This is a genomic window from Pleomorphovibrio marinus (assembly GCF_003347495.1).
Classification (GTDB): Bacteria; Bacteroidota; Bacteroidia; order Cytophagales; family Cyclobacteriaceae; genus Pleomorphovibrio; species Pleomorphovibrio marinus.
The window spans coordinates 494,303-519,878 of sequence record NZ_QCXY01000001.1 but is presented as its reverse complement, the minus strand read 5'-3'; the positions used below and the strand labels follow the sequence as shown (position 1 = coordinate 519,878).

Sequence of the window (25,576 nt, the reverse complement as noted above, 5' to 3'; positions counted from 1 at the left end):
GTGCCCAAACTGATATGTTATGAATAGAAGACGAGCCCTTCAGCAGTTGGCGATGGTAACTGGGGGATTGGTATTGATACCATCCTGTGATTTCAGTAAGGAAGAAGCCTTGAAGGCCTACCAAAACCTGGGTATCACCGAGGCAGACAAGCAAGTGCTTACTTCAGTGGTCAATGTGATCCTTCCCGGCAAAAACCTAAAAGGTGCGGAAGAAATCTCCCTGCAGGACTTTGTACTGGTAATGGCCAATGACTGTATGGAAGAAAAGGAACAGAAAAGCTTTGTAAAAGGGCTAAAGGAATTGGACAACTATACCAAAAAGCAGTTTGGGAAGGTCTTCACGGATATGGATGCACCAACAGGAGCGGATGCCTTTCGGGCAATATTAGCAGCGGACACTGCAACGGAAAAAACTACCGAAAACATCAGGCATTTTTTGGGAACCACCAAGAAGTTTGCTATACAAGGGTATATGACTTCCGAATATTTCCTTACAGAAATAAGTCCCTATGAGTTGGTTCCTGGTGGCTTCAAGGGAAAGGTAAACATAGAGGAAACTGAAATAATCAAAACCAATGGCTAATCTTAATACTAAGCATAGACAAAATAACACGTATGATGCCATCGTCATTGGGTCGGGCATGAGTGGGGGTTGGGCAGCCAAGGAACTCACCGAAAAAGGGCTTAAGACCCTGATATTGGAAAGAGGCCGGGAAGTAAAGCACATCAAGGATTACCCTACCACGAATAAATACCCCTGGGAGTTTGAACATAGGGGACAAATACCCGCAGAGGTACAGAAGGAAAACCCCATAGTTAGCAGGTGTTATGCTTTCAGGGAGGATGCGCAGCATTTCTTTGTAAAGGATCAGGAACATCCCTATGTACAAGAGCAACCTTTTGATTGGATCAGGGGCTATCAGACAGGGGGTAAATCCTTACTCTGGGCCAGGCATGTACAGCGTTGGAGCGATTTTGATTTTGAAGGCCCAGCCAGAGATGGCTTTGCCGTGGACTGGCCTATCCGATACAAGGATTTAGCACCATGGTACAGTTATGTAGAAAAATTTGTGGGAGTTTCAGGGAATAAGGACGGCCTTCCCCATCTTCCTGATGGGGAGTTTTTACCTCCCATGGAACTCTCTGCGGTAGAGCATTATTTCAAATCCTTCGTTTCCAAAAAATACAAGGGAAGAGACGTAATTATTGCCCGTTGTGCACACATTACCGGAAACGAAGAATACTATGCCAAGCAAGGTCGGACACTTTGTCAACACAGGGTGCTTTGCCAGAGAGGCTGTCCCTTTGGAGGCTACTTCAGCAGTAATTCTGCTACCCTACCCTGGGCAATGAACACGGGCAACCTTACTCTTCAACATCATGCAGTTGTCCACAGTATTATTTATGATGAAAAGAAGGAAAAGGCTGTGGGGGTTAAGGTCATAGATGCCCAATCTAAAGAAGAGACCGAATTTTATGCGGACCTGATATTCTTGAATGCCTCTGCACTTAATACCAACCTGATTTTATTGAATTCAATATCCAATAGGTTTCCGGAAGGCTTGGGTAATGATAATGGGCTTTTGGGCAAGTATATAGCCTTTCATAACTACCGGGCGGGAGTCTCTGGCCAATATGAGGGATTATTGGAATATACCACTGAAGGAAGAAGGCCTACCAGTGCCTATATTCCCAGGTTCAGGAATTTAATGAAGCAGGAGACAGACTTCCTTAGGGGATATGCAGCAGGTTTCAGTGGAAGTAGGGGAATAGAGCGGGATTTGTCAGATGTAGGTGAAAACCTAGAAAAGGGCATTCTTAACCCCAAATACGGCGTATGGGGAGTGGGCTCCCACATGATGGGTGAAACAATCCCCAAAGAGGAAAGCCAGGTAGGCCTGGATCCTAAGCAAACCGATGAATGGGGGATACCATTGCTTAAGGTCAACGTGGGCTATGACGACAATGACGAGAAAATGGTGAAAGACTATATTGAGCAGGTTTCCGAAATGTTTGAGGCTGCCGGGTTCACCAATATCCGAACCCGTGATGACCATAGAGCTCCGGGACTGGATATTCATGAAATGGGGGGTGTACGTATGGGTAAGGATCCCAAAACCAGTTTGTTGAACAAATGGAACCAACTTCATGCCGTCCCAAATGTTTATGTGACAGATGGTGCCTGTATGACATCCACGGGCACCCAAAACCCTTCCATTACCTATATGGCATTGGCAGCAAGAGCAGTGGATCATGCCATTCGGGAAAGGGGAAAATAACCCTTACCGAATATTTAGGATATTAAGGATTTCCGGACTTCTTCTTGAAGCCCGGATTTCTTTTTTTATGGATGTAGGATTCTATGGCTTGGAGGCAGACCTCAAGCCTTTGTTTCCGGTTACCTCGGGCTATAGTATAAGGAACCTTTGATTCTTGGATTATTTGCAAATACCTATTAAAAAAAAACAAGCGCATTTTCGGATCTGGATGTTCCCTTTGTGGGTCTGGCTCCCACGGTAAGTCTATGTTTGTCAAAATATAGAAGTGAGGGAGCTGGGTTTGGCATTTTTCCTCGATCCAAGGATGCAGCTTGTTGTATTTGTGCAAGCTCCATACCTTTATTACTTGCAGATCGGTATCCCAAAAAAGGAGGTTTTTGGACTTTTTGGCCAATTTTTCCTGAAGCAGCAGTTGTCCTTTTGCTATTTGGCTTAGGTCATCATAATTATACGGTCTATCTAGTTTATCGATATATTCACGGGCGTATTCTGGAACCCAGGGTTCCCCATAATGCTGGGCAAGATCTTTGGCGAGTGTGCTTTTTCCTGTTGACTCAGGGCCTATTATGGAAATAATGATTGGTGGCATTGCTGTATCCTTGTTTAGCTAAGCATGTTTGCGGATATATCCACATTTGATTTTTCTTTAAGCATTTCCCCTTCCAAAAGGGATCCCTTTCCTCAAGGTCAGGCCGTCTGTGTTTTCCGGTAAGCTTTGATCCAGGAATGCAATCCTATACTTGCCATAACGGTAAACACACCAAATTGGAAGGCGGTGAGCGGGAGGCCTTTATAGATGTAAAGTGGAACCGAGATCAGATCGGTGATTATCCAGGCAATCCAGTTTTCCACTTTCTTTTTTGCCATTAGCCACATACCCACAAAGGCAGAAGCAGTAGTCAGAGCATCCCAGGAAGGCACATCACTGTCGGTGAAGAAATGAAGGATAGCATACAAAAGCAGGTAAGAAATGAGAAATAGCAATAAGGAATTCAGTATACCCCTGGTACTCAACCAGGTTACTGGAACTTCACTTTTCCCCGGTTTAGGGTTTGCCCAAATGTACCAACCATAGATAGACATGGAAAAATAATACGCATTGATCCCCATATCTGCATAAAGTCGAACCTGGAAACAAATCCACACATAGATTAGTGTGCTGATAATTCCCGTGGGAAACACCAGGATATTTCTTTTAATGGAGAAATAAACAGAGGCCAAGCCAAAAAATACCGCCAAGCCTTCCAACCATGACATGTCATAAAGACCCAACATGAAATGATTCACCCAGTAATTAACTTCCATATTCAATAGCTGACAACCTCATAAAAACAAACAGCGGAAAGATAATTAACTCCCCGCTGTTTATTATAATTGGTTCCTTAACAAGGTCATTTTTCCTGCAAAACTTCGCAACGGTCGTATTGAGGATCTATATCAATAAATACTTCTTCCTTAGCTAGAACAAACCAATTGCTTAGTATGTCCTCTTCTTTTTTACGCCTGGTCGCCTGTTTAAGTTTTTCATAGTCATCCTTGAGGTTGGCCCTATGCGCTGAAAAACGCTCTTTATAGAACAATATCCTCACAGAAGGCTCACTTCTTCCAGACCTTTGATCCACATCATCGTATCGCATAGGGACTGTAACATCACCTACCTTCATGGTGTCAATAGTAAAATACAGTACCGGATCTTCCAAGGTTCTTAAGGTCAATCGATTTGAACCTGAGTTAGGGTCAGTGAAAAATCCTCCGTTATCGGAAGTTTCCCGGTCATCTGAATGTTCTTTTGCAGCTTTTGCAAAGCTGATTTTATCTGCAAGGATTTCCTTTCTAAGGCTATCCAGGTATTTTTCCGCCCTCACCACATCTTCTTCAGAGGGTTCAGGTTTTATCAAAATATGGCGTGTGTTAAAGGTATTCCCCCTTCGCTCTAGAAGCTGAATCATGTGAAAACCAAACATACTTTCCACGGGATCACTTATTTCACCTGGTTTTAGCGCAAAGGAAGTCGCTTCGTATTCCGGTGCAAGTTCTCCCCTTCTAAAGAAGCCTAAATCCCCTCCCTGAGCCGCCGAGCCAGGGTCCTGAGAATACTTTCTGGCCATGCTGGCAAAATCTTCTTCTCCATCAAGGATTTTTTTCTTGATTTCCATCATTTGGCTAATGACTTTGTCTTTTTGGGTTTTGCTGACCTCAGGCTTTTTCACGATTTGACCTACTGAAACTTCAGCAGAAAAGAAGGGTAAGCTATCTTTCGGAATACCTTCAAAAAACTTTCTTACATCTGCCGGTGACACAGTCAGGTCTTCTGCGATCTTGCCTTGCATTTTCTGGACAATCATTTGTTCCTTAATAGCATCCTGCATCTCGGCTTTGAGCTGGTCGGCAGTTTTACCATAAATCTCCACCAAGGATTCCTCGTCACCTCCAAATTGGGAAAGCACCATGCTGAATCTTTGGTCGGTTTGAATCAACACCTCGGCTTCTGAAACCAATACGGAGTCGATTTCAGACTTGGCCACCATTAGTTTGTTGATGAGAAGTGATTCGAACACATCACACCTGGAAGGTGCCTCGAAGCCCTGTTGGGATTGGGAAACAGCCTCAAGGTAAGCTTTCTGAAGATCAGATTCCAGGATGATGTGATTGTCAACCTTGGCAATGATTTTATCCAATACCTGTCCTGAAGGTCTCTCCTCCTTTTTGGGCGTTTCGGCACTGGCTAAAGAAGAAGTGTCGGATTCTTGTGCCCATAAACAGGTATTGGCACTCAAAAATAAAAGAAGTGCGATAGAATAGGAGTATCTAATCTGCTTAATCATAAATTCTAAATTCATTATTGTCCAATGCCTTATTATAGACATCCTTGTGTAACTGTTCTGCAAGTGCTACTCTTCTTTTGTTAACGATGATTTTTGAAATTTCATCTCTTACAAACTCCAAAGGTGGCACTTGATCTTGAAGTTTATACTCTAATATGCTGAAGTAATAGGTATAGTTGTCATCGTCAACGCTGATGAGGGGGCCATTTTTTAGCAACTGAACCTTATTTGGGTTTTGTGCCAAAGGGGAATTTAGGATAATGTCGTCGAATTTTATCCAGTTTCCATCCTCTAAATAATAGTTATTTGCATACCTCAAAGCCAATTCCTTTAATTCGTTTTTGTCACCATCCCGTTGGTTTCTTAGTAATCTTTCTAGTTGCCTTTTTTGAGGGAGGTTTTTCTCAAGTTTCACAAAATTAGTTCTTACAATTATTTCTTTCAAGGAAAAATTTTCCTTGTGCTTGTCATAATATTCTTCGATTTCCGCTATGCCTACCTCTTTATCGAGTTTTTGCTCCACAAAGGACTTTTCAAACTCATATACGATCAATGCATATCTGTAATCCAATAGTTTGCGCTCTATTTCAGCTTCATTTATGGTTAGGTTTTTACTTGCCTCCCTAATCATGAGCTGCTTCTTAATCCAATTTTGAAGATATCGGTTTACCAACTCTGTACTGTCAAGTTCTCCTTGGTTGTCTTTACGGATAAACTCAATATCCGAAAGTTTTAGGTTGTTTTTGCCTACCGTAGCTAATACAGGGTTATCCTCCCCTTCTGAATCCCCCTTCATTTTGAACAAGTCACAAGAAGTAGCCAACAACCCCAGGCAAATCAAAAGGGGGAATGCCTTAGCGATGTGCCAATTGGTAGGCATTGTTTTTTTCTCTTTCATTAACCTCAATCTTATATTTATCTCTTAACTCTACGATTAGGGATTCTTCAAGATAGCTCTGATAGTCCTGAATGACCCTTCCCCTCACCTCATTGAGGTTTTTAAATCGTGCTGGCTCTTTTTCCCCTATCAAAACAAGGTATAAAACATCCCCCTGATTAATAGTATGAAAGGACTGGTCGATATTTAAATCTTTTAGGATTTGGTGGGTTTCCCATTCCACCCTATTTTCTTGCACCGTGAAAAGTAAAGGATCATCCTGTAAAAATCGTTCCTTTATTTCCATATTTAATCCGTTTTGGTAGTCTTTGTCCTTTAGAAAATCGATCAGGGCTTCTACCTTTTCAGGTTTATCCTGCGTTACCTTTACCATAAGAGTCTCCACCCTTTCCTCCCAGCGATAATCCTCTCGGTTCTCTTCAAAAAACCTCTCTAAACCAACGCTATCTTCCATGGCTTTTTGCCAAACCAAATCATTCATCAAATTGAACAGCAAGATACCCTCTCGAAACTCCTGCACCAATAACCTGTACTCGGAATTTTCCCTCAGTAATTCTTTCTCTTCTTCCTCCTTGAGTTTTTCTCCAATAAAGGTATCGATAATAGCCGAAACACCTTGTTGTACATCGAGGGGTTTTGGAGGGTTTTGCTGAAGGTAGTCTAAAAATTGGCCCACAGTTACGGTTTTATCGCTGTATTTCAGCAGCCAGTCCCTTTTCTCTATAGGCAAACTGTCAAGTTGGGAATTACCGTCAATCACTAGTTTTTCTAATTCCTGATATAATTTAGTGTTTTCTTCCACTTTGAACTTGGCAATTTGCATGGCCAAAACCTGAGATTGAATTTGCTTAAAACGGCTGTCTCTCAATACCCGGGATTTTAGTGATGGGGCAAGTTCCTCATAAGGAGCTACGGGTTTTGTCTCCTCTAGGCGGATGAGATGATAACCATAGTCTGTCTTCACAGGTGGAGAAATCTCGCCCTTTGCGCTCAAAGAAAAAGCAGTTTTTTCAAATTCCGGCACAATGGCACCTACACCGAACCAAGGCAATAGACCCGCATTTGAACGGGTTCCCGGATCTTCGGAGAAATTCAGTACCAGTTCTTTCCACTGGTCAGGCTGCCTACTCAATTCTTGGTGAATCTCGTTAATTTTTCTTTTAGCACCCTCTTCACTGCCTGCTAAGGCGGTGTCCACCCGGATCAATAAGTGGCTCACCCGCACCTCCCCGGGGTTGGGTTTTCGGTCCTCTAGTTTAATAATATGATAACCGAAATCGGTAAGCACTGGATCCGATACTTGTCCAATATTCAAGCTATAGGCCGCTGCTTCAAACGGGTATACCATTTGCATAGCTGTAAAATACCCCAACGAACCCTTATTTTGAACAACGGAAGGGTCTTGGGAGTGTTCCATTGCCAGTAGTGCAAAGTCCTCACCGGACTCAGCATCGGCCTTGATTTTTTCAGCCATCCTAAAGACGGCTAAAGAATCATCATGGCTGGCATCAGGAGGAAAAGTCAAAAGAATATGGCTTGCCTTAATCACTTCTTTCAATCTTGCATATGCTTTTTGGATTTCCCCCTCCTGCACTTGGTTTTCGAGCAGATAGGGTTGGGTGATTTCTTCCTTGAAACTGTTGAATTCCTCCTGAAAATCATCTGTTTCGTGATACCCTCTATCAATAGCTTCCTTTACCTTCAGTTTATAATTGACAAATAGTTCAAAACTTTCATCGATATCCGGTTCTTTGTTTGAGTCTTCCCCCTCGGAAAAGCTTGCATTTTTTGAAAGTACGTATAAAAATTCCTCCGCATATACAGGTTCACCTGCTATTTTAATAAGAAAAGGCTCCTCATCACTGGCCTCCATCTTTGGCCCCTTCTCAGAATTATCCGTTGCTAATTTAGGAGAACAGGCCCACGCCAAAGCCAACAACAGAGTAAGCCATCGAAGGTCAATCATATCAGTCCCAACCTTTAACATCGCTGCAATGATACAAATTTTAAAAGATAAAATTGGAAAAAGTCACGACTTAGCGACTGCATTTAACATTTATTTGGAATTCAACCTTTTAACTAGTCTGCAAATGTTTTTGTCCTCCCGGTTTTCAAATTCGATTTTGTCCATGATCTTTCTTACCAGCAAGATTCCCAGTCCGCCTTTCTTTTTTTTTCTCACCACCTCCGAGAGTGCAGGCGATTGGTATTCTAAAAGGTTAAAAGCAAGGCCAGAATCCGCTATTTCAAAAATGATTTTTTGTTCATGAACCATTACTTTAAGGTGGATACAGTCCTTTGGGTTGCACTCATGGGAATGAATAATTAGGTTGGCGCACACCTCCTCTACGGCCAGTATAATCTGGTTTTTGGCGATTTCTGAAATTCCTACGGGTTCAAGAACCTTGGAAAGAAACAGCCTTAAGTCTGCTAGCCTGCTTTTTTCGCAGGACAAGTTAAGTTCATGCCTCATAAATCCTCGCCAAAGCTTCTTCCTTATTGCCTACCAATGTGATTAGTTGATCAAGGCCCAAAATGTGAAAAACGTTGCCTACCTTTTCACTTAGACCAAAGATAATAAAACTGATATTGCTCTCCTGAAAATCCTCCAAATAGGACATGAATACCCCCAAGCCAGCGGAGGATATGTATTCCAACGCGTTTCCTTCCACTAAAATGTTCTTGCTTCCGGATTTGACGGCCTCTTGGATGGCAGCATCTAACTCCACGGAGTTGCTGGCATCTACCTCGCCTTTTAAGGTGATAATGGTGCAAGCTTCATCCTTGGTCTGCGTGATTTCTAACATAATTGTTTATACGCTTTAATGCCCTTAATGTTATCCCTTGAATTTGACAACCATCAGTGAATAGTCATCATCTGGTAAGGTATCCTTACCTACAAAGGAATAAACGGTATCTATGATTTCCTCTTTGATATTTTCTGCGGAGTTCCTACTGCATCCGTCTAGGGTTGATTTTAGTCTTTCATAACCAAATTCCTCCCCTATTTCGTTTTTGGCCTCGATGATGCCATCTGTGTACATAAGGAGGATGTCACCTGGTTCGTACCGAATGTACCCCTCCTCCAGGAATTCTTCATATTGGTCGTTTCTTACCATCCCCAAGCCCATACCTGTAATTTTCAGAAACTCAGCCCCCCCTTTTTTCTGGTTGAAATATAGGGTAGGACAATGCCCTGCCCTAGCAAATTGGATCGTTTTAGCCTTTGTATCTAGAATGTAATAGGTGGTGGTGATGAAACTTTTCTTTTCTAGACAATTACTCAGTGCTTTGTTGGCTTTAACTAAAAACTCTTTAGGCGAAAGGTTGATCTGTACCAGACTGTGGAACACTCCCTTCATCTGGGACATATTAAAGGCAGCGGAGGTTCCTTTACCGGAAACATCACCAATGATCATGGCAAACTGGTGATTATTATAGGCATATGTTTCATAATAATCCCCTCCTACTTCATCGGCAGCCGCGGAAAACCCATGAATCTCAAAACAATCGTTATGGTGGAGGTGAGAAGGCAATAGGCTTTGTTGTACCTTTTTGGCAATTTCCAACTCCTCCTTATAGCGCTCGTTTCTAAGGGCCTCATTCAGTAGCCTGTAGTTTTCCACCGATATACAGGCCTGTCCTACAAAGGTGGAAATGATGTCAATCATCTCCTTGTTGAACCCCTCTTTTACCTCCTTGATCAAGAAAATATTGCCAATTCTCTTTTTGTGGACTTTCAGTTGAAAAATCACTATAGAGGCAAAGGCTTCGTAATTTAACTTTCCGTAAATGTACTCTATATTCGATGGGGAATTGGTATTCAAAAAGTCACCAAATGGATCCGTATTAAGTAGGGTTTTTCTCAAATTCCCCCTTTCCTCGTCGGAGATAAAACGTTGATGAGCTACCTTTATTTCATCATCCGGAAGGTGCAGCTCCATCCATGCAGCATCTACATATGCTGCACTCATACAGCTATCCATCAATATGTCCAAAACCCTTTCCTCATCTTCGCCTGGTTTTATAGACTGGCTGAGTTTTTGGAAGCTTATGGCTTCCACGAGCTTTTGTTCAAATACGGAGGAAGTGGGCAGGTTGAAAAGGGTCACCAAGAAGCTGGAAAGGGAGTAAATGATAACAAAGGCAAACAAGCCCATCAAAAAAAGGTTGGAAACCAAATTAATGTCTTGCGTGGGCTGAAGGTCTGCAAGCTGGAAAAACAGACCTACCGCAGAAAATATTATTATGAAGAGGAAAAGGAGGGACTTCCACTTTTCCCGGATGGTAAGGTAGGGTATCCATTTTAAGTTAACGGATAAAATTATGCTGTAAATTACGATGAACAGAATTCCGGCGACGAGCCCAAACCTGGTTTCTCCTCCCTCGATAAATAACACGAAGAACATGCTCATTAACAAAATGATCTCGAAGGCTTGCCATTGTTGTACGACATTCTTGGTTCTTTGGTACAATATGAGGTTTTTCCAAAGCAGGGAGGTAGATATCAAAAAAATGGAAGTAAGGGCAAAGCTGATATGGTAACTCAGGTTTTTGAGCTGTTCGTCCTCGGCCAGTTTGGTATCGGCCATCAGTACTTCCCGAAAGAGGTAGGAGGCCACAAAAAATGCAGAGGCTACCAGCCCCGTAGAGGCCGCACGCCAAATGAGATTCAAAAACCTGTTGTTTTGTTTTTTGTTGATATTATCGTTGAAAAAGACATAAACTATTATGAAGAAAATGATTTCAAGGATATTGGTAAGTTGGGGGGAAATACCTACATCGAGCTGGTTGACCTCACCAAATATTCTGAGGGAATCCACCAATAAGAGGCATATCCAAGAAAAAATTGCTAGGATAATGGTGATTTTGCCAATGTGTATGTTGGGAAATTTGAACATAATGAAAAACTACCACAATAATACATAGATAGTGGCAGAATTCATGAGCCACCCTAGTAAAACTAATTTATTTTCATTTGATTTGACTTATGAAATAGAGCCTGCCTGGACGGCAGTCAGGCATGAGGAGAACCTCACAAGGAGGGGTTATCAAAGCGAGATTCCCCCGAAGCGAGTTCGGGGCAGGTAGGGATCGGCTATTTGCCCAATAAGAAACAATTATATATGTACACATGAAGTTTAAAGGCAGGTTTACAATTTTATTCGCCTTATGGATCTTAACAGCCTGCAGTAGTGCGGATGTTAATAGGTTTTTGCAGGGCGCCTCCCAGGCCACCCTCACCAATGAGGACGTAGGCAATGGATTAAGAGATGCCCTGGTAAAAGGCATCAGCGTAGGGGCAGATCTTGCCTCCGAGGAAGATGGATTCTATGGCAATGAAATTATCCGAATACTGTTGCCAGAAGAACTCAGGAGACTGGAATCTACCATGCGCCAGTTTGGGTTGGGTTCTGAAGTGGACAGGGTATTATTGACAATAAACCGAGGTGCCGAAAGGGCCGCTCAAGAAGCTAAACCCATTTTCATCAATGCCATACGCCAGATCACCATTCAGGATGCCTTTTCCATACTTAGGGGTGATCAGGATGCGGCTACACAGTTTTTACAACGCACCACCTACGATCAACTCGTCACGTTGTTTCAGCCCAGGATCCAGGAATCCTTGGACCAGGTAGGAGCCACTAGACATTATACGGACTTAGTAAGTGCCTATAATGCCATTCCTACTACCAGAAAAATTGACCCAGACTTAAATGCCTACGTTACCGCCAGGGCTATTGATGGCTTATTTACCCTTGTCGCAGAAGAAGAAAGAAAAATTAGGGAAAACCCTGCGGAGCGTACCACTGCTATCATGAGAAGGGTGTTTTCAGCCCAAGACTAGAGAAATACTATGTCCAAAATGGTGTTTTCGCCGAAGTGATCTGCCATAATGGTGATTACCTTTGATTTGTTCATCATCAGTTCTTTTTTCACCGGGCCTGAGTTAAGCTGAACGTAAAGGGTCTTTTTTTTGATAAATAGCTTTTCGGTTCGCTTGGCAACGGTGTTACCCATAACTTCTCCCCACATGGCAACAACTTTTTGCTCATTGTACCTATCTTTTAGTTTGTAGGTTTCAAGTAACTCTTCAAACACATCCTTAAGAGGAGCCATGTTGCTTTTTCGGGTTGATCCTTTGTTGGGTTTTTTCATTTTGTAAAGATAGAAAATTAAAAAAACAAGCGGGAGGCAATATCATCTGCCAAGAGCTTCCCTTTTCGGCTCAAATAAATATTTTTATCCTTTATGGTGATCCATTGGTTCTGGCTTAGCCAATCCAATTCTTTTATTTTTTCCTGGTAAATATCGCGTCCTGTTTTATCATAAAAAATGTCCCTGTCCAGTCCCCAAATCGTCCTGAGGGAAGTAAGGATATAATCATTGGCACTTTCCTCCGCACTGAGTATTTCAGGGGTGTGGGCAGTGCCGCGTTTTTGCATTTCTTTGATATATTTTGGGTTGTTGGGGATATTGTGCCCCCGGTGCTGCCCATCAAAGGAGTGTGCACTGGGGCCTATTCCCAAGTAAGGTACCCCTTTCCAGTAATTGGAATTGTGCAAAGCCAACTCTGTGGGTCTTGCAAAGTTAGAAATTTCGTAAGCCAGGTAACCTTCGGCCTCCGTTTGGTCAAGCAGCCACTCGTACTGTTCGGCTACAAAATCCTCGGAGGCAGGAGAAAAGACTCCTTTTTTAGCCCAATTTTCCAGCACGGTTTTAGGTTCAAGGGTTAGTGCATAGCTGCTGATGTGCCCGGGATTTTTGGATAGGGCTATTTCCAGATCCTTTTTCCATAGCTTATGGTTCGGGTATGGGTACCCATAGATGAGGTCGATGGAAAGTTTTTCGAAGCCAGCTTCCTTTGCCATCTCAATTATCCGGAGGGATTGGGATTGATCGTGGGCCCTGTTGTAAAACCTCAACACCTCATCGTGAAAGCTTTGAATGCCTAAACTCAGTCTGTTAATACCTATGGACTTATAAGCGGCCAATAACATGGGGTTTAAATCATCCGGATTAGCCTCTAGCGTGATTTCTTGAAGGTCAAGTTGGTATTGCTCAGTAATGGTATCCATAATTCGCCCAAGTTCCAAAGGTGTGAGAAGGGAGGGGGTGCCTCCACCAAAGTAGATGGTGCGAACGATACCGGCTCGGCCCAAGTACTCCCGCCTGGTGATGAGTTCCTTATTGAGCATATCAATAAGCTTGGTTTTCAGGTCTAGGGAGGTAGAGAAATGAAAATCACAATAATGACAGGCTTGTTTGCAAAAGGGAATATGGATGTAAATTCCTGCCATAGAAGGGAGTTTGGGGGTCTTTAATTGCCAAAATTAACGAAGTCAGCCAATGAGATTAAGCATAATTGCATTATAATTGGTTCAATTCACTTTAAATTTCTTAATTTTCGACTTTAAAGGAAAAGTAGTCGTTACAAATGATTCAACACTATACCTTTATTTCAGAATGCGAAAAATGTCAAATCATAATCCAAATAATAGAATGCTTCAAAATAAGTTAAACCCGATTTACCTATTATCAATCTGTCTACTGCTTTTCAGCAATGGGGTTCATGCTCAAATGGACGTAAAAAAAAGTTTGGTACAGCGGAACGCAGAGGTGAAAAAAGTGGCTGATGGGTTTAGTTTCACGGAGGGACCTGCAGTAAACCGACCCGGGCATATATTTTTTACGGATCAACCCAATGACAAAATACATAAATGGAATTTCGAAACCGGTGAGGTAAGTACCTTTATGGAAGGTGCTGGAAGATCCAACGGACTGTATTTCACCCTTAAGGGTCAATTAATTTCCTGTGCTGATATGTACAACCAACTTTGGTCCATAGATGATGAGGGCAACCACAAAGTGCTTGTGGAAAGCTATAAAGGGAATAAATTAAATGGCCCCAACGATGTATGGGTTTCTCCCAAAGGGGATATGTATTTCACTGATCCACTTTATAAAAGGGAATATTGGGATAGAGATCCTGAAATGCAACAGGATGGAGAACATCTCTATTATTTGAGCGAAGATGGATTGCAACTTATCAGAGTGGACGAAAAATTGGTCAAACCTAATGGCATAGTCGGTACACCTGACGGTAAAAAACTGTATGTTGCGGATATTGGGGATAAAAAGACTTACGTTTACGATATAGAGGAAGACGGTTATCTTACCAATCGGCAACTTTTTACCGACATGGGCTCGGATGGAATGACCATTGACAACAGGGGAAATGTATATCTTACTGGTGATGGTGTAACTATTTTTAACAATAAGGGAAATAAAATCGGCCACATACCGATAGACGCTAAATGGACCGCAAATGTTTGTTTTGGAGGAGGAGACCGAAAAACCCTGTTTATCACCGCGATGGATGCTGTATATACCTTGCAGATGAAGGTGAGAGGAGTCTGGTAAATCAAGGGAGGTTCCTAGGTTTATTGTGCTTATTCAATTTTTTATCCATTTGGTGTGTACTGGGTCAAGAGGAGTATAGGTTGAGGTATGCTGTCACAGGTGAACAAACACGGGTTGAGGAACTGGTGTTTGAGGATTCCCTTAGCAGAGATCAGCAGGTCAAATCCCTTTTACTGGATTTACAGGGGCAGGGCTATTTATTGGCTCAGGTCATCCACTCGGATTTTTCAGAGGAGGGAGTGATGGAGCTCACTATTCAAACGCGCCAAATGTTCGAGTGGGTAAGCCTGGGTCAGGGTAATGTTGAAGATTGGCTGGTTTTAAAGTCGGGAATAGACCTAAGGTTTTTTCAGCATAAGCCTATAAATTTTAGGGTATTGCAGAGAAGCTTTGACCGTCTGTTAAGTACAGCCGAGAACCATGGTTTCCCATTTGCAAATATCAAGTTGGACAGTCTCTACCTTGAAAAAGACAACCTAGGGGCGGACATGTGGATGGATTTAGGCCCACATATCACCTTCGACACACTTCAGGTATTGGGAGGATCCAGGACCAAACCTATGTTTTTGGCCAAAAGCCTGGATTTGGTGCCAGGAGAACCTTTTTCCCAAAAGAAGGTGGAAAATGCCCTCCAAGCTCTCAGAAATATTCCCTACGTGCAGCTTTCGGAATCACCATCACTTACCTTCCAAAACGAAGAAGCAACGCTCTATTTGCCCTTAGAGGACAGGAAGTTAAACACCATAGATGGGATTATCGGGTTTTTACCCAATGAAATTGAGGCCAACCGTATGCTGGTTACAGGACAATTTGATCTGGAATTGTACAATGTTTCGGGAAAGGGGAGGAATTACCAGATAAATTGGCAAAGGTTAAGCCAATATTCTCAAAATTTAAGAGTAGCAGCGACCGAACCCCTGGTTTTTGGCAGCAGGATAGACCTTCATGCCAGTTATTTTTTGTTGAAAGAGGACACTACCTTCCTAAATAGGGATTTTTCCATCAACCTGGGCTATAGGATTAGCGGGAAGACATATCTGAGTTTTTTCAATAGAAGGCAGGCTGGGGATCTACTTTCTACTTTTAGGCATAAAAGCGCAAAAAGCCTGCCCGAAGCAGCGGATTTCAGGTACAATAATTATGGGGGAAGAGTGACATTCAGTGATTTGAATGATGCCTTCTTCCCTACCCAAGGGTGGCATGCCTCGTTTAACACAGGGTTGGGTAATAAACGACTGATCCAAAACACAGGTCTGCCCAATGAGCTTTACGAAGGGGTGGAAATGGTGAGCCTGCAATATTATATGGAAGCGGATATCTCGTACCGTCATCTTGTAAGGGGCAAATTTGGTGCTCTCTATAGGCTGAGGGCTGGGGAAATGGATAATGAAAACCTGCTTCTCAATGACCTTTTTAGGGTTGGCGGTCTAAAATCTTTCAGGGGGTTTAATGAGAATTTCTTTTTTGCAAGCCGCTATGCGTATTTAAACATTGAACCAAGATATTACTTTGATACTAGTTCGTATTTTTTGATTTTTGCAGACTTTGGTAGAATGGAAAATCAAGTTACTTCCTCAAGAGCTGACTGGCCCATTGCGTTCGGTGCCGGTTTTAGTATGGAGACTAAGGGAGGGATATTTAACTTTGTATATGCAGTGGGCAAGGCGGAGAATCAGCCGATAGGTTTTAATTACTCCAGGATTCATTTTGGATATACAGCAAGATTCTAGGCTTATGAGAGGATTTATTTTTGGAGTAGGGTTGTTTTTGTTGACTTTTGTGACTTGCCTAGAAGCTCAGGTATTAGAAAGCTATGAGGTAACTCAGGTTGGAATGAAAGGTGGCTTTTCCAAGAAAATACCCAGGGCCGAGGTTTACGTTAATTTAAATACTTTTCCCCAATCTGTCCTCAGGATCGACCTACAAGAAGGAACCAGCTTGTTTGTGGAGTCCCGGCTATTACATCACGTGAAGGTGGACACTACCCTTCACCTTCCGTTAGTTTCCCTAGTCGACACGCTACCCCAATCGGGAAGAGATACTGTAGCATTGATTTTTCTGAACCAAGCTCTTGATTTGGACAGGATAAAGGTGAATAAGGGGTATTTTCAGGACGAGCTTCAAATATCGGAGAAAGTAGCGGAGGACCAACTGTCTTCGACCCGAGACAGAGCGTCATTGGAGGAGTTCTTTGTATTGGTAGCATTGTTGATTATTGGGGTACTTGCAATATTTAGGTCTGTAAATTACTCCGTCTTATCAAGTATGCTCCATCCAGGTAAACTTTTTGATGCGGAGGAGGTGATGGAGTCCAGCTTTGTTTCAAAGGTCTTTTCTGCATCCACCGTATTTTATATGCTAGTATTGAGTATGGCCTTTGCACTAATTGGGATAGTATTCTTGGTTCTGGTACACCCCTTAGGGGTGGAGGTGTCCACTGATCTGAACACCCTCCTTTTTTATTGGTTGGTTGGCATTCTGATATTCTTGGCCATTGGATATCTGAAATTTTTTTGGATTAAAATTATTGCCTTTATTTTCAGGTTGGAGGTGGTAGAGGGATCTCAATTCATGTTCATGCTCCGTGTGGTTTCCATTATTGGCCTTTTGGTTTTTTCAGCATTGTTATTTATAATGACTAACTACCCCCTTACTGCTGAAAATCACATCAGCCTTCTGGCAAGAAGTATGTTTTTTGTTTATTTGACTGGGGTTGTGATGTTTCTTATCGTGGCTCAGAAATCAGGATCATTTAAACTTTACCATTTATTTTCTTACATTTGCACCTCAGAATTGATCCCCTTTTTGGTGATCACACAATTTCTGATGAGGTAACGAAAAAACCAAGGAAAGACTAAAAGATGAGTAAATCGACCAAAGACAGGCTTACTAGGGTTAAAAGTGTACTGGTTTCCCAGCCAAAACCTTCTGATGAAAGGTCACCTTATTTTCAACTTGCTGAAAAATACAACATCAAGATTGATTTCAGGCCTTTTATAAAGGTTGAGCCTGTCTCCATCAAGGAATTCAGGAAACAAAAAATTGAAATCCTTAAGCACACTGCGATTATTTTCACCAGCAGGAATGCCATAGACCATTTTTTTAGTATCTGCCAGGAGCTAAAGGTGGAAATGCCCGCGGACATGAAGTATTTTTGCATTTCTGACCAGACAGCGCATTATTTACAAAAGTATATTGTAATAAGAAAAAGGAAACTCTTTGTGGGGGGCAGGACTGCCTCCGACCTTTTTGACTACTTCAAGAAGCATAAGGGGGAGAAGTATTTGTTTCCCTGCTCAGATATAAGGAAGGACGAAATACCCGATTATCTTACCAAGCAGAGCATTTCCTTTACAGAAGCCATTATCTATCATACCGTGGCAGCGGACCTTTCTGACCTTAAGGATATAAAGTATGACATATTGGCCTTTTTCAGTCCCTCCGGCATAAAGTCCCTGTTCCACAACTTCCCTAATTTCGAGCAGAACAATACCCGGATTGCGGCTTTTGGACCTACCACGGCACAGGCAGTAAAGGAAAGGAACTTGATATTGGATATAGAAGCCCCCCTTCCCAATGCCCCTAGTATGACTGGTGCTTTGGAACTTTATATAAAAAAAGCGAATAAATTGTAGCATCTTTTATATCTTTTTTAAGGTAAATTCAGTTAAATTGTGTAGACTAGGTTTTCAAATGCAAAATGTCATTTACACATGATGAAATGGATTTACCTGTTTGCAGGTGCTATCATTGGATGGATGGTTTCGTTTACCCTACCCCATCAGGTCCAAGCTCAACAAGATGCGCAGTTTACTCAGTTTATGTATAATGGCCAGTTTTACAATCCAGCCTTTTCTGGAAAAGGCGGTGGGTATTCGTTTTCGGCACTTCATCGTAGCCAATGGCTGGCTTATACAAGTACAGCCGGCACCGGAGGTGCACCAACCACTCAGTTGCTCACCTTTTCTGGAGCCATAGAGAAGGCCAACCTTGGTTTTGGCTTGACGGTGGTAAACGACGATATCGGAATCACGAACAACCAGGAGATTAACCTTTCCCTGGCCTATCATTTGAGAATAGGCAGGGGCACTTTGAGTTTTGGTGCATCCGGAGGTTTTTTTTCCACCACCATGAATTATGACGACAACAACCCTGTTAATCCAGACCCAAGTGTCCCCACCTCTGGCAGGGAAAATCAAATCAACAACAATGTGTCATTTGGCATGCTTTATGACCGTAGTAACTTTTATGTGGGCGTAAGTTCCAGGAATTTCTTTGAACCCAGCTTTGATTTTGGGGATGGAAACATCAACAACCAACTTGAAAACCACAACTACCTGTTAGTGGGATATAGAATTAATACTTTTGCCTTGTTCAGTGTAGAACCAAGTATCTTATTAAAATCGATCTCCATTAATAATTTTTCTTATGACGTCAGCGTTATAGGCACGTATAATAAGAAAGTGAGTCTTGGCTTAGCCTACAGAGGGGAGGAATCAGCCTCCGTTTTGCTAGGCTATAGTCTTCTAAGGGATAACTCCTTAAGATTGGGATACGCATTTGATCTTGTCGTTGGAGGCTTGGAAGCTAAATCCCCTACCTCGCATGAATTTATGTTGTCTTATGATTTGCCGCAAGTAAAGAGAGATTTGGAAAGGGTGATTCAGAGAACACCACGATTTAGGTTCTAAAATTTATATATATAAAATGAGAATTTAATTTGTGTTTTTCTGATAATTTCTACTAAATTTCGATTTGGTTAATCGATTAAATAGTTGATATTGAATGTAGTTAATAAAATGTCATTTATGCTATTAAAAATGAAAAGTCGTTTTTTTGCCTTGGTAATAGGGTTAATTGCGGCGACACTACTTCAGGGATGCGGCCTATTCGGAAACAGGGGAGGGGCAAGTGAAAAGCTGAACAGAAGAGGTGAAGTTACGGGAGTTCCCAAAAGGTCTGGCTGGCAACAAGCCTTGCCTTATGAGATGGTCCCTGTGAAAGCCGGAACTTTTTGGATGGGTCAAGCTGACGAAGACATTGCATTAAGTATGTCTTCGATGAACAAGCAGATTACCATTTCAGAATTTTTCATGGACAAGTATGAGGTATCCAACAACAAGTACCGTCAATTTTTAGATGCGGTAAGGATGGGAGACTTAGCTTTTGGTACACCGACAACTCAGGCGGATCCACCGGAGTTCGAGTATGATGAATTGGTTCCAGACACCACTGTGTGGTCCACTAGTTTTACCCACCATTACGGAGACCCCTTAATGGAGTATTATTTCGACCACCCGGCATTTGATGATTACCCGGTGGTAGGGGTGAGTTGGGAACAGGCAAAGAAATTTTGCGAGTGGAAATCCTACCACATGAATGCAAATGACCGATCAGAATTTGATATGCCAAAATTCAGGTTGCCTTTTGAGGCTGAATGGGAATATGCAGCCAAAGGAGGAAAGGAAATAGCCAAATATCCATGGGGTGGCCCTTACTTGAGAAACAGAAGAGGATGTCTTATGGCCAACTTCAAGCCTGGTAGGGGTAATTATATTGACGATGGGTTTGCATATACAGCTCCTGTAGATGCTTTTGCCCCAAACGGATATGGCATTTTCAACATGGCGGGTAATGTATCCGAGTGGGTGGAAGATGCTTACAGTCCTGCATCCAACGCCCTTGTCTGGGATATGGATCCTATTTACGATGACCCCAACGAGCCAAGAAAAGTGGTTAGGGGAGGATCCTGGAAGGATGTTGCTCATTTTTTGGAAACTAGTACAAGAACATATGAGTATCAGCAGGTACAGACTGCCCATATTGGGTTCAGAACTGCCATGACTTATATAGGAAGGTCTGGGTCAATGGAGTCAAGAACCAATAGAAGAAGTAGAAGATAATGCTTAGTCAAACCAAAATTTAATTTCTTTTTATTTAATACTATGTCACAGGATAATAAAAACACGCTGTCATATAAATTTTATGGCTCGATAATGCCCAAGATTTATGGGATTGGTGCATCTGTAGTAATCTTAGGTGCAATGTTTAAAATTTTAGATTGGCCTTTTGCATCCCTTATGATTGGGGTTGGTCTTACCACAGAGGCCTTTATATTTTTCTTGTCTGCCTTTGAGCCAAAACACGAAGAGCTAGACTGGTCGAAGGTTTATCCAGAACTGGCTGGAGAGAACACAGGTTCAACTCCTACTAAGAAGAAAGTTGCTGTTGCTCAAACAGACCAAACTTCTCAGAAGCTAGATGATATGCTGGAAAAAGCCAAGATTGGCCCAGAACTTATCGAAAGCTTAGGAAAGGGATTGCAGAACTTAGCTACTTCTACGGAAAAAATGGGTACGCTCTCCGATGCTGCATTAGCCACGAATGATTATGCGAATAATGTAAAAACGGCATCCAAGACCTTGGTTGAAATAAATGAGTCCTATACGAAGACCGCCTCTGCTCTTGCTGAGATGTCTTCCGCAAGCCAGGACGCCAAGCAATACCGGGATCAGATTGTAAATGTTACTAAAAGCCTCTCGGCATTGAACAACATCTATGAAATGGAACTTCAGGATACCCAAAGTCACGTGAAGGTACTGAATAAGTTTTATTCTAACGTGACAGCGGCAATGGAAGGATTAAATGAAGCAGGAAAAGAAACCGAGTCCTTTAAAAATGAGCTTTCCAAGCTAAACAGCAACGTAAATGCCCTCAATAAAATTTATGGAGGCATGCTTACAGCAATGAAAGCTTAGTAGCAGGTTAGGACAGGATTAAATTTTCTAAAAAAAAACAATACTATGGCGGGTGGAAAAGAGACCCCAAGGCAGCGGATGATAGGTATGATGTACCTCGTTCTTACCGCACTCTTGGCCTTACAAGTGAGTAATCAAATCCTCCAAAAGTTTATACTTCTGAATGCTGGTTTGGAAAGAACCTCCAAGAACTATATTCAAAAGAATGAATTTGCGGTGAATATAATTTCCTCTACTGTAGAACAGCAAGGAAGCAATGAGTTGGATTTGCCTAAGGTGGATGCAGCACGTGAGATACGAAGTATGACTGCGGATATCTACAGTTATCTGGAGGATATCAAGCAGAACCTCATAGAGGTTTCAAATGCCAAAACTGATGAAGGTGTATTTAAAAACTCCGCTTTAAAAAATGTAGATATTCCTGGTAATATCTTCAACAACAACAGAGTTGGGTATGAGATGCAGGAAAAGCTTAACCAATACCCACAGGAGGTAAGTACCCTCTTGGCCGGAATTGGGGTGAACATGTCTTTTGAAAAGATTGCCAATGATGCAGACGAGATAGATCTTTTCAAGAATGACCCTGACGTGAGGTTTAAGGATTATGTGAACCTTAATTTTGTGAAGTCTCCAATTGGTGCAGTGATTGCTATCATATCTCAACATCAAAACGAAGTGCTAAATATTGAGAGTGAGGCCCTCAGGGGGATCACAAATTCTTTGGGCTCTTTTATCTTTGAGGCTGATAAGTTGTTTGCCAGGGTGGCTGCTAGTTCCAATGTGGTTGCCGCAGGCACTAAGTTTGAGGCGGATATGTTTGTGGCTTCTTCTGCTTCCGGAATAGAGATGAAGATGACAGCTGATGGTAGAGAAGTTCCTGTCGTGGATGGTTTCGGCAAAATTGAGTTTAATGTGGCTCCTGCCAGCAATTATGATGACAGAGGTTTGGCCAAAAGAACCTTAAAAGGTGAGGTGGTCGTGCCCATAGGTGGTGTGGATAGCCTCCTTACTGTAGAGTATGATTACTTTGTAGCGCAACCCTTGATCAGGGTGACGTCGGAGGTGGTGCAACAGCTTTATGCAGAATGTGCCAATGACCTTATGATTGATGTTCCTGCCTTGGGCAGTTCCTATGCCCCTGAGTTTTCAGTGTCAGGTGGTCAGTCCGTCAAAGGTAATAGACCTGGTGAAGTAACCATCATTCCAGGTAGCTCAGGCAAGGTGAATATAGGCGTTTCAAGTGGGGGCAATCGGATTGGTGCAGTTGAATATGACATCAGAGGTGTTCCAACACCTACCATTCGGCCATATATCGGGGAAACCCAAGTTGACCTTCAAAACCCATCCTCGGTTGGGCAACTTAGAAATTTGAGGATAAGGGCAATTGCAGAACCTAATTTCGCAAGAACTATGGCCAGAGATGCTAACTTTGAGGTTACTGCAGGGGAAATAAGGCTTATCAGGAACGACGTACCCAGGGACCAGGTAAAGATCTCCGGGGAATCCGTGGCGATTACCAACCTGCTTGCTCAGGCGCAGGCCGGAGATAGGCTGGTAGTAATAGTAAATGAAGTTACTCGGACGAATTTTCAGCAGAGGAAGATACCGATTTCCATGAATGAGGTGTTTTCTATCCCTGTTAAAAATTAATATTGCTCGTCCCTATTGGATATTAAAATTGAAAAGATTATGAAGGGAATACTTAAAATATCTTTCATCCTCAGCTTTTTGTTGTTATCAGGCGGTATGGAGATTTTTGCGCAAGGGCCAAACAGCCAGCGCCCTGCCAATGGTGGGGACAATGGTTTCCAAATTGATACTGTTTATTCTGTGCTTCCCATCAGGGAGGATGATAAAATGTATCAAATTGGGGTTTGGAGAAGAATTGACCTAAGGGAAAAGTTTAACCTTCCCCTTTATGGTACCGGAGGCTTGAAGGCAGATGGTATTATATCCCAAATCTACAAGGCTGTAGTGGATGAAAATGCTTTTGAGATCTTTGGCGATGAGGAGTTTACCCAGCCACTTTCCATAAGTGAGTTTCAGACTAACTTCTGGATAGCTGCAAATGGGGATAGCATCTTTGTGAAGGATTTGTATTATCTGGATTTCAAAGAAGACTTTTTGTTTGACAAGCACAGGTCGGAGATTAAATTCGATGTGAAATACTTGGAAATGGTAATGCCTTCTGAAACGAACTCCAATGCAGGTCAAAAAACCATTGCCTATATTCGTTTCAAGGATTTTTATGATCACTTTAAGGATCATCCAGAAGCCAAGTGGATCAACTTTCAGAATACCTCTAAGCATATGCCTTACAGCCAGGCCTTTGATTTAAGGTTGTTCAGGTCAGTGGTCAGGAAATATACCAATCCGGATAATGCCCTGATTGCAGACATGATAGATTCGGATTCTCAGAATTCAAGGTTACAGGCATATTTGAAGTCTTTGGAATTTGAATATGACCTTCTGGAATGGGAAAACACCCTTTGGGAATGGTAAGAAAATTTAAAAGCGGGCTTTGCCCGCTTTTTTTATGCTTGATATATTTATTTCGGATACCATTTATTAATTTGACTTAAGACCTTTTCGGCCTTGTCCTTCCCAATAATGGCTGCTACTTCATCCGGAGTTGCCTCTATTATTTTTCTCACTGACTTAAAGTGCTGAAGTAGTTTTTCTGCCGTTTGGTCACCAATTCCGGGGATTTCTGTCAATTGTGTCCCCAATGCCTTTTTGCTCCTTATATCCCTATGGAAATTGATGGCAAACCGGTGAGCCTCATCTCTTATTCGCTGAAGTAAACGTAGTGATTCGGATTTTTTGTCAATGTAGATGGGGTAGGAATCCTCCGGAAAGTATATTTCCTCCAACCTTTTAGCAATTCCTATGATAGGAATATCCCCATATATGCCCAACTCTTTCAAGGCTATGATAGATGCACTAAGCTGGCCTTTTCCCCCGTCAATTACAATGAGTTTAGGCAGGGGCTTTCCCTCCGCAATTAACCTTTTGTACCTTCTACCCACTACCTCAGTCATGCTGGCAAAGTCATTGGGGCCTTCTACTGTTTTGATGTGGTAATGTCGGTATTCCTTATTTGCGGGTTTGCCGTTTAAAAAACAGACCATGCTTGCCACAGGGTTACTACCCTGAATATTCGAGTTGTCGAAGCATTCAATATGATCGGGGAGTTCTTTAAGGGATAAATCTGCCTGTAATTTTTTGAGGATACGGTTTTTTTTCTCCTTTGCTTCCCCAGCCAATAGGGACTTTTCCTTTTTATAATATAAGGCGTTCTTTAGGGAGAGGTCTACCAGTTTCTTTTTGTCCCCTATCTTTGGGAGTTGTACCTGGAATCCTTCGTAACTCTCATCCAAGGGGATATTTACCAGGATCTCTTTGGCATCGCTCCTGAATTGTTCCCGCAACCTTATAATTGCCGTTTCCAACAATTCTGAAGGTGCCTCGTCCAACTTTTTTCTCAGCTCCACTGTTTTAGAAAGAATCAAAGCACCATTTTTAATCCGTAGGTAGTTGACAAATGCCAGTTTTTCGTCTGTAACAATTGAAAATATATCGAGGCTACTGACATTCGGGTTGGCTACCAAGGACTTCGCCTGGTACTTTTCTAAAAGCTCTAGTTTTTCTTTATAACGCTGCGCTTTTTCGAAAGCCATTGCAGCGGCTTCCTCCTGCATACGCTCTTTGAAGTAGGCCTTTGGAACCGACAGGTTGCCTTTGAGAATGTTTTTGGCTTGCAAAATATCATTAAGGTAGGTTTTCTCCTCCTGCAAACCTTCACAAGGCCCTAGGCAGTTACCTATGTGGTATTCCAAACAGACCTTATATTTCTTTTCATTGATTTTTTCCGGGGAAAGATCCAGTTTGCAAGTCCGGATAGTGAAAAGGGACTGAATAAGTTCAAGGACATTTTTCATCCCCTTTACACTGGCAAAGGGACCGTAGTAGGTGCCCTTTGTAGGGATCATTTTTCGGGTAGGGTAAATTCTAGGGAAATGTTCATTTGTGACTAATAAGTACGGATAGGTTTTGTCGTCCCTCATCAGCACATTGTACTTGGGCTGGGACTTTTTGATGAGGGTATTTTCTAAAAGTAGGGCGTCAAACTCGGAGTTTACCATGGTGAATTCAATTCGATTGATTTCACTTACCATTCTCCTGGTTTTTCTGTTGATGCCAGTATTTTTACCGAAATAGCTTGCTACCCGTTTTTTGAGACTTTTGGCTTTGCCAACATATATCAGCTTGCCTTCCGTGTTGTAGTAACGATAAACACCAGGCTGATCCGGTAGCATATGGTACTCCTCCACCGAATAAGATGGGGATTCCATGCCTTGGGATTCCTTATGACCGTTTTCATTTTCCACG

At 42.3% G+C, this 25,576-nt stretch carries 23 protein-coding genes; 12 read left to right on the top strand and 11 right to left on the bottom strand.

The genetic code is table 11. From position 1 onward, the window contains the following. The first annotated feature begins 19 nt into the window (after positions 1 to 19). Both DB520_RS02240 and DB520_RS02235 read left to right on the top strand, forming a co-directional pair. Positions 20 to 583: a gluconate 2-dehydrogenase subunit 3 family protein gene (locus DB520_RS02240; RefSeq protein WP_114748028.1), complete on the top strand. Its 564-nt coding sequence runs from the start codon at positions 20 to 22 to the stop codon at positions 581 to 583. Beyond that, complete coding sequence (locus tag DB520_RS02235; RefSeq protein WP_114748027.1) at positions 576 to 2,279, top strand: GMC oxidoreductase; 1,704 nt, start codon at positions 576 to 578, stop codon at positions 2,277 to 2,279. Before DB520_RS02240 ends, DB520_RS02235 begins: the two co-directional genes overlap by 8 nt. A gap of 22 nt (positions 2,280 to 2,301) precedes the next feature. Here the strand turns inward: DB520_RS02235 and DB520_RS02230 are convergent, their stop codons facing one another. The 8 genes from DB520_RS02230 to DB520_RS02195 all read right to left on the bottom strand — a co-directional run bounded on the left by DB520_RS02230 (position 2,302) and on the right by DB520_RS02195 (position 10,825). Then, positions 2,302 to 2,868: an AAA family ATPase gene (locus DB520_RS02230; RefSeq protein WP_114748026.1), complete on the bottom strand. Its 567-nt coding sequence runs from the start codon at positions 2,866 to 2,868 to the stop codon at positions 2,302 to 2,304. A gap of 98 nt (positions 2,869 to 2,966) precedes the next feature. Continuing rightward, positions 2,967 to 3,584 (bottom strand): nicotinamide riboside transporter PnuC, encoded by a 618-nt coding sequence (gene pnuC, locus DB520_RS02225; RefSeq protein ID WP_114748025.1) that lies wholly within the window; start codon positions 3,582 to 3,584, stop codon positions 2,967 to 2,969. Between the two features lie 86 nt (positions 3,585 to 3,670). Then, positions 3,671 to 5,104: a peptidylprolyl isomerase gene (locus DB520_RS02220; protein WP_114748741.1), complete on the bottom strand. Its 1,434-nt coding sequence runs from the start codon at positions 5,102 to 5,104 to the stop codon at positions 3,671 to 3,673. After that, positions 5,097 to 6,002, bottom strand: a complete 906-nt coding sequence (locus DB520_RS02215) for a peptidylprolyl isomerase (RefSeq protein WP_114748024.1) — start codon at positions 6,000 to 6,002, stop codon at positions 5,097 to 5,099. The genes DB520_RS02220 and DB520_RS02215 overlap by 8 nt, the downstream gene beginning before the upstream one ends. Then, the gene (locus DB520_RS02210) at positions 5,959 to 7,968 is read right to left on the bottom strand and encodes a peptidylprolyl isomerase (protein WP_114748742.1); all 2,010 of its coding nucleotides are present in this window, start codon (positions 7,966 to 7,968) and stop codon (positions 5,959 to 5,961) included. Before DB520_RS02210 ends, DB520_RS02215 begins: the two co-directional genes overlap by 44 nt. A gap of 90 nt (positions 7,969 to 8,058) precedes the next feature. Next, complete coding sequence (locus DB520_RS02205) at positions 8,059 to 8,475, bottom strand: ATP-binding protein (RefSeq protein ID WP_114748023.1); 417 nt, start codon at positions 8,473 to 8,475, stop codon at positions 8,059 to 8,061. Beyond that, on the bottom strand, positions 8,465 to 8,809 hold the full coding sequence (locus DB520_RS02200; protein ID WP_114748022.1) for an STAS domain-containing protein: 345 nt from the start codon (positions 8,807 to 8,809) through the stop codon (positions 8,465 to 8,467). The genes DB520_RS02205 and DB520_RS02200 overlap by 11 nt, the downstream gene beginning before the upstream one ends. 30 nt (positions 8,810 to 8,839) lie before the next feature. Beyond that, a complete protein-coding gene (locus tag DB520_RS02195; protein WP_317047729.1) occupies positions 8,840 to 10,825 on the bottom strand; it encodes a GAF domain-containing SpoIIE family protein phosphatase in 1,986 nt (661 codons plus the stop codon). A gap of 311 nt (positions 10,826 to 11,136) precedes the next feature. Here DB520_RS02195 and DB520_RS02190 point away from each other — a divergent pair, with 311 nt between their 5' ends. Then, a complete protein-coding gene (locus DB520_RS02190) occupies positions 11,137 to 11,850 on the top strand; it encodes a DUF4197 domain-containing protein (RefSeq protein WP_114748020.1) in 714 nt (237 codons plus the stop codon). Here DB520_RS02190 and DB520_RS02185 read toward each other — a convergent pair. Beyond that, positions 11,847 to 12,122 carry a DUF721 domain-containing protein gene (locus DB520_RS02185; protein WP_232834796.1) on the bottom strand — a complete coding sequence of 92 codons (276 nt, stop codon included), beginning with the start codon at positions 12,120 to 12,122 and terminating at the stop codon, positions 11,847 to 11,849. The genes DB520_RS02190 and DB520_RS02185 overlap by 4 nt on opposite strands. Before the next feature lie 56 nt (positions 12,123 to 12,178). After that, positions 12,179 to 13,303 carry a radical SAM family heme chaperone HemW gene (gene hemW / locus DB520_RS02180; protein WP_114748018.1) on the bottom strand — a complete coding sequence of 375 codons (1,125 nt, stop codon included), beginning with the start codon at positions 13,301 to 13,303 and terminating at the stop codon, positions 12,179 to 12,181. Positions 13,304 to 13,505: 202 nt separating this feature from the next. On the opposite strand from hemW, the gene DB520_RS02175 reads away from it, so the two are divergent. From DB520_RS02175 to porN, 9 genes are all read left to right on the top strand, one after another. Then, on the top strand, positions 13,506 to 14,426 hold the full coding sequence (locus DB520_RS02175) for an SMP-30/gluconolactonase/LRE family protein (RefSeq protein WP_114748740.1): 921 nt from the start codon (positions 13,506 to 13,508) through the stop codon (positions 14,424 to 14,426). A 23-nt stretch (positions 14,427 to 14,449) separates the two neighbouring features. Further along, a complete protein-coding gene (locus DB520_RS02170; RefSeq protein ID WP_232834795.1) occupies positions 14,450 to 16,156 on the top strand; it encodes a BamA/TamA family outer membrane protein in 1,707 nt (568 codons plus the stop codon). Positions 16,157 to 16,160: 4 nt separating this feature from the next. Next, positions 16,161 to 17,261 carry a DUF4271 domain-containing protein gene (locus DB520_RS02165; protein WP_114748016.1) on the top strand — a complete coding sequence of 367 codons (1,101 nt, stop codon included), beginning with the start codon at positions 16,161 to 16,163 and terminating at the stop codon, positions 17,259 to 17,261. A 26-nt stretch (positions 17,262 to 17,287) separates the two neighbouring features. Next, a complete protein-coding gene (locus tag DB520_RS02160; protein ID WP_114748015.1) occupies positions 17,288 to 18,061 on the top strand; it encodes a uroporphyrinogen-III synthase in 774 nt (257 codons plus the stop codon). A 78-nt stretch (positions 18,062 to 18,139) separates the two neighbouring features. Continuing rightward, positions 18,140 to 19,117, top strand: a complete 978-nt coding sequence (locus DB520_RS02155; protein WP_114748014.1) for a PorP/SprF family type IX secretion system membrane protein — start codon at positions 18,140 to 18,142, stop codon at positions 19,115 to 19,117. Between the two features lie 117 nt (positions 19,118 to 19,234). Further along, positions 19,235 to 20,329, top strand: a complete 1,095-nt coding sequence (gene porK / locus DB520_RS02150; protein ID WP_114748013.1) for a T9SS ring complex lipoprotein PorK/GldK — start codon at positions 19,235 to 19,237, stop codon at positions 20,327 to 20,329. A 42-nt stretch (positions 20,330 to 20,371) separates the two neighbouring features. After that, positions 20,372 to 21,184, top strand: coding sequence for a type IX secretion system motor protein PorL/GldL (porL, locus tag DB520_RS02145; protein ID WP_114748012.1), 813 nt, complete (start codon positions 20,372 to 20,374; stop codon positions 21,182 to 21,184). A gap of 45 nt (positions 21,185 to 21,229) precedes the next feature. Beyond that, positions 21,230 to 22,834, top strand: coding sequence for a type IX secretion system motor protein PorM/GldM (gene porM / locus DB520_RS02140; RefSeq protein WP_114748011.1), 1,605 nt, complete (start codon positions 21,230 to 21,232; stop codon positions 22,832 to 22,834). Positions 22,835 to 22,873: 39 nt separating this feature from the next. Further along, on the top strand, positions 22,874 to 23,686 hold the full coding sequence (porN, locus tag DB520_RS02135) for a type IX secretion system ring subunit PorN/GldN (RefSeq protein ID WP_114748010.1): 813 nt from the start codon (positions 22,874 to 22,876) through the stop codon (positions 23,684 to 23,686). Positions 23,687 to 23,733: 47 nt separating this feature from the next. Here the strand turns inward: porN and uvrC are convergent, their stop codons facing one another. Then, positions 23,734 to 25,539, bottom strand: a complete 1,806-nt coding sequence (gene uvrC / locus DB520_RS02130) for an excinuclease ABC subunit UvrC (protein ID WP_114748739.1) — start codon at positions 25,537 to 25,539, stop codon at positions 23,734 to 23,736. Positions 25,540 to 25,576 lie beyond the last annotated feature (37 nt).

Excerpts from the sequence above, each read along its gene's own strand:
- DB520_RS02160 (WP_114748015.1), top strand. The coding sequence starts at position 17,288 with ATGAGTAAATCGACCAAAGACAGGCTTACTAGGGTTAAAAGTGTACTG.
- hemW (WP_114748018.1), bottom strand. The coding sequence starts at position 13,303 with ATGGCAGGAATTTACATCCATATTCCCTTTTGCAAACAAGCCTGTCAT.
- porL (WP_114748012.1), top strand. The coding sequence starts at position 20,372 with ATGTCACAGGATAATAAAAACACGCTGTCATATAAATTTTATGGCTCG.
- DB520_RS02200 (WP_114748022.1), bottom strand. The coding sequence starts at position 8,809 with ATGTTAGAAATCACGCAGACCAAGGATGAAGCTTGCACCATTATCACC.
- porN (WP_114748010.1), top strand. The coding sequence starts at position 22,874 with ATGAAGGGAATACTTAAAATATCTTTCATCCTCAGCTTTTTGTTGTTA.
- DB520_RS02190 (WP_114748020.1), top strand. The coding sequence starts at position 11,137 with ATGAAGTTTAAAGGCAGGTTTACAATTTTATTCGCCTTATGGATCTTA.
- DB520_RS02205 (WP_114748023.1), bottom strand. The coding sequence starts at position 8,475 with ATGAGGCATGAACTTAACTTGTCCTGCGAAAAAAGCAGGCTAGCAGAC.
- DB520_RS02220 (WP_114748741.1), bottom strand. The coding sequence starts at position 5,104 with ATGATTAAGCAGATTAGATACTCCTATTCTATCGCACTTCTTTTATTT.
- DB520_RS02165 (WP_114748016.1), top strand. The coding sequence starts at position 16,161 with ATGAGAGGATTTATTTTTGGAGTAGGGTTGTTTTTGTTGACTTTTGTG.
- uvrC (WP_114748739.1), bottom strand. The coding sequence starts at position 25,539 with ATGGAATCCCCATCTTATTCGGTGGAGGAGTACCATATGCTACCGGAT.
- porK (WP_114748013.1), top strand. The coding sequence starts at position 19,235 with ATGCTATTAAAAATGAAAAGTCGTTTTTTTGCCTTGGTAATAGGGTTA.
- DB520_RS02155 (WP_114748014.1), top strand. The coding sequence starts at position 18,140 with ATGATGAAATGGATTTACCTGTTTGCAGGTGCTATCATTGGATGGATG.
- DB520_RS02175 (WP_114748740.1), top strand. The coding sequence starts at position 13,506 with ATGCTTCAAAATAAGTTAAACCCGATTTACCTATTATCAATCTGTCTA.
- porM (WP_114748011.1), top strand. The coding sequence starts at position 21,230 with ATGGCGGGTGGAAAAGAGACCCCAAGGCAGCGGATGATAGGTATGATG.
- DB520_RS02185 (WP_232834796.1), bottom strand. The coding sequence starts at position 12,122 with ATGGCTCCTCTTAAGGATGTGTTTGAAGAGTTACTTGAAACCTACAAA.
- DB520_RS02230 (WP_114748026.1), bottom strand. The coding sequence starts at position 2,868 with ATGCCACCAATCATTATTTCCATAATAGGCCCTGAGTCAACAGGAAAA.
- DB520_RS02240 (WP_114748028.1), top strand. The coding sequence starts at position 20 with ATGAATAGAAGACGAGCCCTTCAGCAGTTGGCGATGGTAACTGGGGGA.
- pnuC (WP_114748025.1), bottom strand. The coding sequence starts at position 3,584 with ATGGAAGTTAATTACTGGGTGAATCATTTCATGTTGGGTCTTTATGAC.
- DB520_RS02235 (WP_114748027.1), top strand. The coding sequence starts at position 576 with ATGGCTAATCTTAATACTAAGCATAGACAAAATAACACGTATGATGCC.
- DB520_RS02210 (WP_114748742.1), bottom strand. The coding sequence starts at position 7,968 with ATGATTGACCTTCGATGGCTTACTCTGTTGTTGGCTTTGGCGTGGGCC.
- DB520_RS02215 (WP_114748024.1), bottom strand. The coding sequence starts at position 6,002 with ATGAAAGAGAAAAAAACAATGCCTACCAATTGGCACATCGCTAAGGCA.